The 12,885-nt window shown below is 43.1% G+C and carries 12 protein-coding genes; 3 read left to right on the top strand and 9 right to left on the bottom strand.

Annotation, left to right across the window (positions count from 1 at the left end; translation table 11 throughout):
• Window positions 1-49 precede the first annotated feature (49 nt).
• The 3 genes from BQ7489_RS16720 to BQ7489_RS16710 all read left to right on the top strand — a co-directional run bounded on the left by BQ7489_RS16720 (window position 50) and on the right by BQ7489_RS16710 (window position 4,833).
• Window positions 50-1,657 carry a glycoside hydrolase family protein gene (locus BQ7489_RS16720; RefSeq protein WP_072532304.1) on the top strand — a complete coding sequence of 536 codons (1,608 nt, stop codon included), beginning with the start codon at window positions 50-52 and terminating at the stop codon, window positions 1,655-1,657.
• Between the two features lie 200 nt (window positions 1,658-1,857).
• Window positions 1,858-3,405, top strand: coding sequence for a M20/M25/M40 family metallo-hydrolase (locus BQ7489_RS16715; protein ID WP_072532303.1), 1,548 nt, complete (start codon window positions 1,858-1,860; stop codon window positions 3,403-3,405).
• Between the two features lie 207 nt (window positions 3,406-3,612).
• Window positions 3,613-4,833 carry an MFS transporter gene (locus BQ7489_RS16710; protein WP_072532302.1) on the top strand — a complete coding sequence of 407 codons (1,221 nt, stop codon included), beginning with the start codon at window positions 3,613-3,615 and terminating at the stop codon, window positions 4,831-4,833.
• A gap of 66 nt (window positions 4,834-4,899) precedes the next feature.
• Here BQ7489_RS16710 and BQ7489_RS16705 read toward each other — a convergent pair whose 3' ends face one another.
• From BQ7489_RS16705 to BQ7489_RS16665, 9 genes are all read right to left on the bottom strand, one after another.
• Window positions 4,900-5,880, bottom strand: a complete 981-nt coding sequence (locus tag BQ7489_RS16705; RefSeq protein WP_072532301.1) for a DUF3089 domain-containing protein — start codon at window positions 5,878-5,880, stop codon at window positions 4,900-4,902.
• A gap of 128 nt (window positions 5,881-6,008) precedes the next feature.
• Complete coding sequence (locus BQ7489_RS16700; protein WP_072532300.1) at window positions 6,009-6,443, bottom strand: arsenate reductase ArsC; 435 nt, start codon at window positions 6,441-6,443, stop codon at window positions 6,009-6,011.
• A 52-nt stretch (window positions 6,444-6,495) separates the two neighbouring features.
• Window positions 6,496-7,464, bottom strand: coding sequence for a permease (locus tag BQ7489_RS16695; protein WP_072532299.1), 969 nt, complete (start codon window positions 7,462-7,464; stop codon window positions 6,496-6,498).
• A 95-nt stretch (window positions 7,465-7,559) separates the two neighbouring features.
• Window positions 7,560-7,796: a thioredoxin family protein gene (locus tag BQ7489_RS16690; RefSeq protein WP_072532298.1), complete on the bottom strand. Its 237-nt coding sequence runs from the start codon at window positions 7,794-7,796 to the stop codon at window positions 7,560-7,562.
• Between the two features lie 184 nt (window positions 7,797-7,980).
• Complete coding sequence (locus BQ7489_RS16685; RefSeq protein ID WP_072532297.1) at window positions 7,981-8,313, bottom strand: ArsR/SmtB family transcription factor; 333 nt, start codon at window positions 8,311-8,313, stop codon at window positions 7,981-7,983.
• 97 nt (window positions 8,314-8,410) lie between these two features.
• Window positions 8,411-9,589 (bottom strand): MalY/PatB family protein, encoded by a 1,179-nt coding sequence (locus BQ7489_RS16680; RefSeq protein ID WP_072532296.1) that lies wholly within the window; start codon window positions 9,587-9,589, stop codon window positions 8,411-8,413.
• Between the two features lie 13 nt (window positions 9,590-9,602).
• Window positions 9,603-10,469 (bottom strand): DUF3737 family protein, encoded by an 867-nt coding sequence (locus tag BQ7489_RS16675; protein WP_072532295.1) that lies wholly within the window; start codon window positions 10,467-10,469, stop codon window positions 9,603-9,605.
• 19 nt (window positions 10,470-10,488) lie between these two features.
• On the bottom strand, window positions 10,489-11,034 hold the full coding sequence (locus BQ7489_RS16670; RefSeq protein ID WP_239496997.1) for a cyclophilin-like fold protein: 546 nt from the start codon (window positions 11,032-11,034) through the stop codon (window positions 10,489-10,491).
• Between the two features lie 106 nt (window positions 11,035-11,140).
• Window positions 11,141-12,562, bottom strand: a complete 1,422-nt coding sequence (locus BQ7489_RS16665; RefSeq protein WP_072532294.1) for an MATE family efflux transporter — start codon at window positions 12,560-12,562, stop codon at window positions 11,141-11,143.
• Between the last annotated feature and the right edge of the window lie 323 nt (window positions 12,563-12,885).

Genomic DNA, 12,885 nt, shown 5'->3' with positions numbered 1-12,885 from the left:
TGAGTTATGACTTCTTTTTATTTTATATTCATCTGAAAAGTGTGCGCGTATGAAAAAAAGAATGTATAGTATGCTGACCTTTCTCTGTATAGGCTCCTTAATGTCGGCACAGGTTACTGAACGTGAAAGACCGGCCTCCTGGGACCAGTTGGTGGAAGGCGGACGTTTTGCCGACCGTTTTCTTCCTATGCCAGACGGCAAATTGAGCTCTGATACCTGGGGGGCGCAGCAAGTTATCCCCCGCTTTATAGACAATGGCATAGAAGATCAGGTCCGTTCTTATTGGGGAGGCAACATATTAAAAGGAGATGACGGGAAATACCATCTTTTTGTCTGTGGCTGGCGGGAAGACTCTCCCAAAGGACATCATGAATGGCCTAACTCCATCGTTTACCATACGGTTTCTGACAATCGGTTCGGACCATATCTCATCCAAGATACCATCGGCCCGGGCCATAACCCGGAAGCTTTTAAAACACGGTCGGGGAAATATGTCATATATGTAATTGACCATTATTACCTGGCAGACAACATTAACGGCCCCTGGACCAGACAGATTTTTGACTTTGATCCAAGAGACCGGAAAATCATTGAAGGCTTGTCTAACCTTACTTTTACCCAACGTGAAGACGGGTCCTATCTGATGATTTGTCGCGGAGGTGGTGTATGGATCAGCCAAACCGGATTATCTACCTATAACCAAATCAGCGACCAACGCATTTACCCTCCGGTCGAAGGTGAATTTGAAGATCCGGTTGTATGGAGAGACTCGGTACAATATAACGCAATTGTCAACGACTGGTTAGGACGTGTCGCCTTTTACCTCCGTTCTAAAGATGGTGTCAAATGGGTAACCGATCCGGGTGAAGCCTATATGCCGGGAATTGCCGTTCATAAAGACGGGACCAAAGAAGACTGGTTCAAGTATGAACGGCTTAAAATCTTTCAGGATGAACAGGGACGGGCAATCCAGGCAAATTTTGCCGTTATTGACACCTTAAAGAATGAAGACAAGCCCAATGACCGGCATAGTTCCAAGAACATCTGCCTCCCGTTGAATCCGGGAGTCCTGATGACATTACTGGACAAAAAGCCCATTACTCCTCAGACAAAAGAAATTCGCCTGCTGATCAAAGCAGAACCAGAATTTGACCCACAAACAGATATAGATATTTCCTCCCTGCGTTTCGGAGCTTCCACAGAAGTCAATTTTGGTAGAGGCTGTAAACCGATCCGGACAGAGAAATCAGGGAAAGACCTGGTTGTCATCTTCGACGGACACGGAAACGGTATTACGGAAGAGGAATTTGCCCCTAAACTCATCGGAAAGAAAAAGGATGGCAGCATGCTGTTCGGTTATACCCGCCTACCCTGGGTAAAATATATCGAGCCGATCCTGTCTGCCCGCAAACCGTCCGTCGTAACTTCCGACGGAAAGTCTATGATAAAAGTGATGGTCGAGAACTTTGGTCAGATCGCTTCTACACCTACGGATCTGTATATTTATGGAAATATCAAGGGAAAAGAAAAATTACTCGGACAAACAAAATTGGCTGCCATAAAACCGTATCAGAAAGAAACAGTTGAAATCAAATCCAAACTTTCCTTAGATACCGCTGCTGATTATTCATTGCGAATAACCTTCGGTAAGTACTAAGATATAACGAGTAATATTTTCCCCTCTCTACAGGCCTGTATTTTGAATACCTCAAAGAAAAATACAGGCCTATATTTATAGAACAGAAAATGCCGAAGCCATAAAAAAGAAAGTCCCTCCGAAGAAAAACTTACTTTTTATTTTGATTTTACCCACTTTATCATTTCTTTTGCAACCGAAAACATTCAATTCGTTGACACATGAAAAAATTATTCTTATGCTGTACTGCATTTTTGTCATTATGGGTACAGCCTTTCTTCGCTCAAAAAGCCGCCGTTGATAAAATCATTGAAATCGGACACCAGGATAATCAGGCCGCACACCAGCTGGATATACTGACGAACCGTTTTGGCGGACGCCCCATCGGATCGGATGCGTATGAAAATGCTGCCGAATGGATGGTACGCGAATACAAGAAGTGGGGACTGGATGTTCATCTGGAAGAAGCCGGCGAACTCCCTGTCGGTTTTAACCGTGGACCTTGGTTTGGAAAGCTGTTGAGCCATGACCATGGAATGACTCTCCATTTCGCTACTCCTTCGTATACTTCCGGGACGAAAGGGGTGCAGCGAGGTCATGTCTTGATGGAACCCCGTACCGACCAGGAATTCGAACGCATCAAACTTAAGTTGAAAGGAGCCTGGGTTCTGATTTCCGGCACAAACAACGGATGGCCGATTGACCGGACGGCACATGCGGATTCCATCCGTCAGGCTATCAAACAGGAAAATAAGGAAATCGACCAGAAGAATGCCGAACTCAGGAAAAGAAACAGGGAGAAAAAAGAAAACAATGAGATGCTTCCTTATAAGGAATTCCCGGCTCTTTACTACCACGAAATGATCGAAGCCGGTGTCCTGGGATTCATCCAGTCATCAGAGGTACCTATCCGCGCGCTCTATGACCGGAAGATGATTGACAGCATGACGTTCGACAACCTGCCCGAAGTTCCTGACATCAAACTCGACAAGCATCAGTTCGACATCATCGCCCAGATGGTAAAAGAACGGCGGGAAGACTTCCTGCTGGAGTTCGATATCCGCAATCATTTCAAGCTTGGACCGATCAAATACCACAATGTGGTAGCATCGATACGGGGCAGCAAGTACCCGGACGAGCAAGTCATCGTCTGCGGACACTTGGATGCTTATGATACCGGCACAGGCGGCATCGACTGTGGCACAGGGATTGCCCCAATGATGGAAGCGGCCCGTATGCTGGCGTTGTCGGGAGCGAAACCCAAGAGAACAATTCTCTTCATTGCCTTTGCCGGAGAAGAATTCGGACTGTTAGGGTCGAAAGCCTATTGCAAGAAACATCAACAGGAATTGCCTAAGATTGTCAACGTATTCAACCGTGACGGCGGACCGGAACCTCCCGTCGGAATAGCTGTCTCACAGGCGATGTATGATGATTTCGTCAAGATAACCCAACCTATCCAAAAGATCCGGGCAGACATTCCGTTTGAAGTGACCGTACGGCCGCCACGTAAACTACCGAAAGTAGCGGGTGGTACCGATTCGGAAGTGTTTGCCACGTATGGCGTCCCGACATACGGATTTACCACAAAAGATGTCAAAGGATATAATTTCAATTATGGAGAAATCTGGCATACCGAACGTGACCTGTTTACCAAGAACATCCCGGAATATCTGGAGCATACGGCAACCGTCACTGCCATCACCGTTTTAGGTGTAGCCAACCTCGACAAGCCTCTGCCACGGGAAGGGGTCTATGAAGAGAATTGAGAATTAAAAGTTGAAAATTATAATGAAAATGGAGACGCAGCGTACTGCGTCTCCATTTTCATTATGCCTTAACGGTCAAAATTGAAATCAAAACAAACATCCTTATTGATATTATCTATAAATGTTATCGGAAAAAAGAATTTTTCCGATAGATAACCCTATCCGCTGACATTCTATTTTTGCACCACAACTGATAGCAAAAGAAATATGGAAAATGAAAAGACAAATCATTCACGCAAAGCGGCTGTACGGTTTCGCTTGATACGTAATTGTATGTTCTTGTCCGGATTGTCGGTTTTTGCCCAACTGTATCTGTTCCAGCCCATGCTTTCAGAAGTGTGCCGAAGCTTTGGTATCAGTCCGGCTGAAAGCAGTCTGTCTGTATCAGCTTCTACTGCCGGTATGGTATTGGGATTGATTGTCATGACCTTCAAAGCCGATTCCGTGTCTCGTGAACGCCTAATGGGCACTTCGTTGTTACTTTCTTCTCTTTTGACTATTATCTCTGCCTTTACCGATACTTATTGGATCCTGCTGACCTTGAATCTGCTGAAAGGAATGGTATTGGCCGGTATATCATCGGTAGCATTGGCTTACCTCTCGGAAGAAGTGGATAAAGCCATGATAGGACTGGCTATCAGTCTGTATTTAAGTGGCAATACACTGGGAGGTATGTCGGGACGGGTGGCTGCCACTTTAATTTCCGGATGGGGCGGATGGCAGTCGGCAGTGTGGCTTATCGGCATTGTCAGCCTGCTATTGGGCGGATTGTTCTGTTGGAAAATCCCTGCCGGGAAAAACTTTTCTGCCATATCTGTGCCATTGAAGGAAAAATTGCATCAGATACGTTTTCTACTGTCACGAAGCACTTTCATTTCCATGTATCTTATAGCTGCCCTTTCCATGGGAATCTTTGTCAGCATCTACAACTATCTTTCTTTCCTTCTGGAAAACCCTCCCTTTTCGCTGCCACATCATTGGGTAGCATTGATTTTTACCATGTACGTGGCAGGAATCATCGGTTCGGTGGTAGCCGGTAGCCTATCGGACAAATACAACCCAGAAATACTTTTACTGGGAATGTTAGGCTTGATGGGAACAGGAATGGGTATGCTGTTATGGATGCAGCTCTGGTCTATCGTTCCGGGACTGGGACTGATGACTTTTGCCTTTTTCGGAACACATACACTGGCAAGCCGTATAGTGTCGGTACATGCCGGACAAATGAAGAGTAGTGCCACCAGCATTTACTGGTTGTTCTATTATGCCGGTTCCAGTCTGATAGGCTCTTTGTCCGGAATCGTACTATCACATTATGGATGGAATTCCTTCATGGAGTTTCTTTTTGTCTTGCTGGCTATGGCATGGGCTATTTCCTCGGGAGTCTTGTGGATATTTAGAGGAAAAACCAGGGTATGTATACGATAGTCTGGAAATGGATCCAACACTAAAAAGAAGAACTTCTAAAGATTACTTCTAACCGTGTTTCTCATTTCAAAACCGCTTTTCCCGGAAAATTCTGATACGGTTCTTGATATTCTTTTCAAGACATTCCTTATACAACCATGGTTCGCAACTATGAAAATCGCCGACATTGAGAAAACCCATTATCGGTGCATATTCACTGCCACTGTAACCTTTCAGTACCAACACCTTTTCTTTTTGCGCCACGCTCACTGTAATCGTATCGTGCAAAATAGCAGGAACGTCATCCGTACGCCAGTTGACAGGGTTGATACAGAAAGCACAAGGGGCAGCTACGACAGGCTGGATGTATTTCACATCGCTCACCGAATTATAACATATTGTCACGCCGATGTCATCGGGTCCTTGGGCAGCCTTGATATTGGCAGAAACCAACGTATCGGCTGGAGTAACTTTATAACCCAACACATAAGCAGCCACCAACCGACGGTATACCTCTTCGGGCATTATCTTCAACAGTTCCACGACAGCCTTACCCCCCTGGCTGAACCCGGCCAATACAAACGGACGGTTTTTCGGGCGGTTCTTCAAGAATGTTTCAAAAGCGTTACGGACATCTGCAAAAGCAGTCTCAAAACGGCTATTGATGATTTCCTCATTGCGGGTAGCCCATCCTTCAATCGTGATATGCCGGTAAAAAGGAGCATAGAAGTTATTGTCCTTACCCATATAGGCAGCTACCCCCGAAATCTCTTTGGTCATGTCGTCACGGTGTTTCTTGTTGTAGACATCCGCATAATGAACAGTCACTCCACTGTCTGTCTTCCAGTCGGTTTCCCACGTAGAAACAATATAAAACACGTCGGCATTCTTTCCGGTCTTATCATTCTCTTCTGTGTACCAGAAAGTCGGATCAGAATAATCAGGCGCTTGAGGAATATATACTTCCGACTCAGCCTTGCTACATCCAGAAACTATCATACATAGTGAAAAAGCCACTATATACCATAAACAGATTGGATTTTCCTTGTTGAAACAAATTCTATTCATAAAATTCTTATCTTAAAATTCCCGTTATTGTCTGTTACTGTCAGAATAGAGGTTAAAGTTACAGGAATTTATTCTATAGAAAATAATTTTTGCAAGGAAATCTTTCAAGGCAAATCCGGAGATCTTTGTCAATCCGGGTAATCCTCCTTTCTGATTTCCGTGATATAAAAACGGGCAAAGGCATCTCTGATCTCGTCACGTACACGACGAAACTCAGAATCGATGAAAGCAGATGTACCCGTTGCATGTGACGGATCATCAAAACCGATATGTAGACGTTTTCCAACCTTACCGATAAATGCCGGACAACTTTCATTCGCACCCCCACACACCGTAATCACGTAATCCCAATCCTGCCCGAGAAAAGTATTTACATGTGTCGGGACATGCGAACTGATGTCTATTCCGACCTCCTTCATCACTTCCAGCGCCTTTACATTCACCTGTGTGGCAGGTTCTGTACCACCTGAATATACCTCAATGTTCTTATCGAATGACTGCAAAAAACCATGAGCCATCTGGCTACGGCAACTGTTTCCTGTACAAAGAATCAATATTTTCATTTTCCGTCCTTTTGATTTAATATGAAATTCATTTAACTGGGTTTCAAGGCTATCACAATATATAATTAAACAGATAGCCCGACAAAATAATAAAGAAAGCAACCGTTCCAAAAAATATACCGATCAGTCTCCACGTCATCACTTTCTTTAACAAGGTCGCTTCCGGCAAAGACAGCCCAACAACAGCCATCATAAAGGCTATAGCAGTTCCGACAGGAATCCCTTTTGCTACAAATACCTCGATTACAGGTACAACACCTGCGGCATTGGCGTACATCGGCACAGCAAGTATAACAGACAACGGTACAGCATACCAATTGTTTTTCGACATATACTGTTCAAAGAATCCCTCCGGCACAAAACCATGCATGAAGGCACCGATACCAATACCTATCAGGATATAGACAAGTACACCACTGACAATTTTCCAGGCATCACGGATAATTGTCGGAAGTCGATTGATAAAGGTAGTATGATCTTTTTCCCATTCTCCCGTTTGGGCAGATGAATCGGCCTGAATATGTTTTACCCAGTCACTCAGATAAGAAGTTAGGTGCATACGTCCCAATACAACACCTCCTATTACTCCCAACAAAATACCGCTGATAACATAAATCAGTGTCACCTTCAGACCGAAAGAGCCGAGAAACATAGCTACAGCCACCTCATTTACCAATGGCGATGTAATAAGGAAGGCAAAGGTTACTCCCAGAGGGATGCCACCTTTCACAAATCCGATAAATAAAGGTATAGAAGAACATGAACAGAAAGGGGTGACAGCTCCGAATATGGAAGCCAGCAAATACTGCAATCCGTACATCTTGTGTGTAACCAGATAGTTTCTCAAACGTTCTATAGGAAAATAGGCATTGATGATTCCCATCAGTACGCTGATAATAAATAAAAGAATAAGAATCTTTATCGTATCATAAAAGAAAAAGTTTACGGCAACTCCTATCGGCGTATCGGCATTCAATCCGAACAATCCATAAACAAGCCAGTCTGCAAAATTCTGTATCATATCATTTCAATTCGTATAAACACAAACAACTTTCATATAAAAAAGCGGCAGATCCAATAAAGATTATCTCTACCACTTATATTAACCTGTCTTATTTATCCGATTCCTAAAAATCTCTTTACATCACTTTCCGTCGGGACCTGTCCTTTCATTTTCACCACTCCATCAATGACAACGGCCGGTGTAGTCATGATGTTATAATTCATCATCTCTATGATATCGTCTACTTTGGTCAGTTTGGCTTCAATACCGTTTTCTTTCAGTACTTTTTCAATTACGTTATAAGTTGACTTACATCTGGCACAACCAGGGCCCAATACTTTAATTTCCATATCAGTAAAATTTTTGTTTATTATTAATTTTATTTTACATCAATAATTATGAAGTTTCATTCTTGACAATCATGTTGAATGAAATACAAACGAAACATATAGCAATCAAGAATAAAATTTTTTATCTTATCTTTTTATTATTAGTAATTCGCAAAATTACGAACATAATATCGATAAAAAGAGCCTACTTACAGCAGCTCTCTTTTTTACATATAGGTTGTCCAAAAAAATCTGCAAACATTTTCTTTGCTATCTCCCAGTTTTCCTTGTTTATACAATATTTTACTTTCGGGGCCTCAATCTCTCCTTGAATAAGTCCGGCCTCTTTCAATTCTTTCAGATGTTGTGACACTGTAGCTTTTGCTATGGGCAGTTCCTCATGAATATCACCGAAAAAACAACTTTCCTGTGAAACCAGAAACTGAAGTATGGCTATACGCGCCGGATGCCCCATCGCTTTTGCAAAGCGGGCTATCTTCTCCTGCTCTTCCGAATATTTCTTTTTAACTGTTTCCATCTCTCATTCAAATTATGTTCGCAAAAATACGAATAGGCTCTAATGAATCAAATAAATTATCATATTTTAATATTTAAAAAAGTATAATTTACTCTCATCATTCTCCACGAGACAGAGACCGGGCAAACTTCAGAAAACGTCCCAAGGCATCTTCCAATACAGTACGCGGACAAGCTATATTCCAACGCAGAAATCCCTCCCCCTCTACTCCATACATCGTACCGCTGTTTAACCACAAACCTGTTTTTTCAAGCAAGCGTGCCTGCAGCATGTCGGACGAAAGAGAGAATATCCTACAATCGGTCCATACCAGATAGGTCCCTTCCAGTTGGATAACCGGGATTTGCGGCAGGTGTTCATGAAAGAAATTGCACAAAAAATCGTAGTTTGCCTTCAAATAGTCCAGCAACTGCATTAGCCAGTCCTCTCCTTCGTTATAGGCGGCAATGGTAGCCTCAACACCAAAAGGATTGACGTCACATACTTCATTGATGTTGATGGCACGGTCTATCCGATTCCGTACAGCCTGGTCACAAGTTATGATATTGGCTATTTGCAATCCAGCAAGATTGAATGACTTGCTCGGTGACACACATGTCACAGAATTCCATAAATGGTTTTCACTGATGGAAGCGAATGGAGTATAGACATGCCCCGGAAAGACCAGTTCACAATGGATTTCATCAGCAATAACCTTCACATTGTTCTTTTCACAGATTGCCCCTATACGACACAATTCTTCACGGGTCCATACGCGACCCGCCGGATTGTGGGGATTACAAAGCAACAGAAGTTTGACACCCGGATCGGCCGTCTTGCGCTCCAAGTCTTCAAAATCAATATGATAGGTTCTATTCCCGTATTTCAGCGGATTAGTCACAACCCGGCATCCATTATTCCGTATGGATGAAAAGAAACAATTGTACACCGGAGTCTGTATAACCACGCCATCACCCGGTTCTGTCAACGCCTTGATAATGGCCGAAAGAGCCGGTACAACCCCAGAAGTATAGATAAACCAGTCTTTCTTGACAGACCAGTTATGACGCCGTTCAAACCATCGGATTACAGCCTCATAGTATTCATCTGGAACATGTACATAGCCGAAAATACCATGTTTGACCCGCTTGTCCAATACTTCAATAATGGCTGGTGCCGTACGGAAATCCATATCGGCTACCCAAAGAGGAAGGATGTCCTTATCCGTAGACATACTATCCCATTTATAGGAATTGGTTCCCCGACGGGGAATAATCTTATCAAAATCATATTTCATCGTCCGCTTATCTTTAATCGGTAAAACAAGTGCGTCCATCTCTAAGTCTTATCTTACAATCGGCTGGAGCCTTAATGTTCTCATCAATGGTTATGGAACCGAACTCATCAGCTACTATACTGCCTGATGTCGGATTCTTAATATTTGTAATAGCTCCACGGATATCGGCCTGCAACGTGCTGTATTCGAAAGCCCGGTCGCAATCCGGCCCGAACGTACAGTTTTCCAGCACAAGGTCATGTGCATAGCAGAGAGGCTGTTCTCCGGTAATATGACAATTCACAAGACGGAGGTTTTTCGAATGCCAACCGAGATATTCTCCGTTAAGCTCCGAGTCGTAAACAGTTACGTTTTCTACCTCCCAGAAGGCATCTTTAGTGGTAATTCTGGCATTATGAATCTCTACGTTTTTCACATATTGGAACACATACTTGCTGTCACTTTCCAGACCATCCACATAAATATCACTACTGAACATGAACGGATAGGTGCCTCCGTGTAGGACAAGATTCTTGACACGGATGCCGTTGCAGCGCCAGAAAACCTCGTCTGCATCATTCATTGTTACGTTCTCTATGTCTATTTCGTTCATTTCACGGAACATCTTAGGCGCATCGATAATGGTATCCGTCATTTTCAGATGATCAGAATACCACAGAGCAGACCGACCTCCAACATCGAAATAGCAATGATCGATCTTGAAACCATGGACGTGCCAGAAAGGATAGTTACCTTCGAAACGACACTGAAATGCCTCAATATTGCTACACTCTTTGATGGCAGATTCCCCGGCACGAATAATCACATTCTCCAGACGGAGGTTATGAGACTCGAACAAAGGACGTTCACCCCCAAATTCAGTATTCTTAATAAGTTTCATTATAATATTGTTTTAGTTATCAATCATTATTCATTTCAAAAGTTACAACCACATTACCCCCTCCAAGAGCCGCAGCTAACCCCGACGGATTGTCTAATCGTCCGATACGTGTATAGCTGTAAAATGATGAGAAGGTTTCATAGAAAAGAACAACGCAATCAGAGCCATACAACATCAAATCTCCACTCTGAATTGTACCGGGACGATAACTGTCTGTAGGCATGTTATCCGACAAATAACAATATTTTTCGTTACCGTTCATCTCATTCATCGTTACCGTCATTGGAAGCAAAGCAGAAAAGGCACGTGCCGTAGCATTGTCCTCAAGTGTTGCAGCAAAATGATGACCACTCACACGAATTATAATATTCCTGTTCACTTTATTTTCCTCTCCATTATTATTTCCACTTTCATCCCCGATATTGCCACTGTTTTCCGGTTCTTCAGAATCCGGAACAGGCATAACGGAAGTCTCCGTCATAAGTTCGTCGTCTGTACCGCATGCAGTCAATACGGATAAGGCTATCATAAACAGCAGGGCAATGACAAAAATACATTTATTCATATATTATTTCCTTAAAGGATATCTAACTATTGCAAAATTAAACTTAAACAACAAATCATGCAGTAGATAAATTACGGATTATATAACCACAATTACAGACACAACCTCAATTTCTCTTCAGCCAACGTTCCCGCTTCAGACGGATAAGGAAAATCACACCTCGGAAACATAATTCGATACACATGGCAATCCATACACCTTTCAGTCCCAACGACGGGGCAAGTAAGGCTGCCAATGACAGACGTACCGCCCATATGCTGAAAAAATTCATCAGACACGGAACAAGCGTATCGGCCGCTCCTACAAACACTCCGTAAGCAACAATCGAGGCAGCAAACATCGGCTCGGCAAATGCCTCTATACGCAAGACCGTCACACCTAATTCCCGTATATTTTCAACAGGAGTCATCAGACCAATTATCTGAGGCGCAAACAAATACATTAATACCCCCATCAACCCCATAATAACCATCCCCATCAAGACAGTGATATTAGCAAAACTGCGAGTCAACCTCCAACGTCCGGCGCCGATACTCTGTCCGACCAGTGTAGTAGCAGCATCAGCAATCCCATAACCGGGCATATAGCAAAGACTTTCTGCCGTAATAGCAAATGAATTAGCAGCAATAGCAAAAACCCCCAGCGGTGCCACAATTACCGTTGTCATGATTTGCGCCCCACAGATAACAATATGTTCTATACCCATCGGAAGACCAATACGGATTGCCTTTTTCAAGATTGTTGCTTTAGGCCGGAAATTCCCTTGTTCTCCTGTTAGCTTCAATTCATCGGAACGGGTCCAAAGATACCATAACAATATTCCGGCCACAACCGTTTCAGCAGCCACCGTACCTAATGCCGCACCACTCACCCCCAATCCGGCACCAGGCATCACAAAAGAAAATCCCGCCACACTCCATTCACGTGAAGGGAAAATCAGAAAAAAATTGAATACAACATCCAAAATGCACATTGTTACCCCCAACAGACTCGGTACATGCATATTACCGCTACACCGCAACATACCGCCCGCAAGGAAATTCATCTGTAAGGCTGGCAGGAAAAGAGAAAAAATGAAAAAATAAAGCGATGCATCACGACGGATAGATACATCACCTCCTAACCAATCAGGAAGCATACCACTGATTGCCGTACCCGACACAGCCAGTAACAGACTGAAAACAAGTGTAGCCGTAATCGACTGTCGCAACACAAGACGCGCACCTGGCATATCACCTTCACCGATTTTATGTGCCACCTGCACAGAAAATCCTGTAGCAGCCGCTACACATAACCCCCAGAAAAGCCATGTGGTCGTTGATACCAGCCCGATTGAAGCCGATGCTTCAGCTCCAAGATGCCCTACCATAGCCGCATCGATATACTGCATGATAATGGAAGACAGTTGTGCAATGATAGCGGGCACACTAAGTTGTACGGCTAAATGCAACTGTTGTCCCAATGTCATAGGTTTACCGTTACGGATTGACACAAGCAGGGCGTTTGTCTTATCAGCCCGCGCCATCATCCATTCCCTTCTTTGACGGGTTCAACGCTATAATGGGTACTAACTAAAATATTTTTCAACATAGTTTATCCATTTACATATTTTTCTATCATGATAACTTCCATACTTAATTCAATAAGCTTATTCAATTCTTTAAAAATCCAAACTGAAACGATACAAAGTTAAATATATGTCTGAAAATAAAATGTAAATAAATTACAGATATTATAACCTCAATTACATGAATCCAGAAAAAATAACATAAATTATACCATCAGAAATAAATCAAAGTTATGACCTCACTAAGATTACTACTATCATGTAATCCGGGTACAAAAAATAAT

It is taken from the genome of Bacteroides ilei, from assembly GCF_900128495.1.
In the GTDB taxonomy this organism is placed as follows: domain Bacteria; phylum Bacteroidota; class Bacteroidia; order Bacteroidales; family Bacteroidaceae; genus Phocaeicola; species Phocaeicola ilei.
This window is presented reverse-complemented; position numbering and strand designations above follow the sequence as displayed.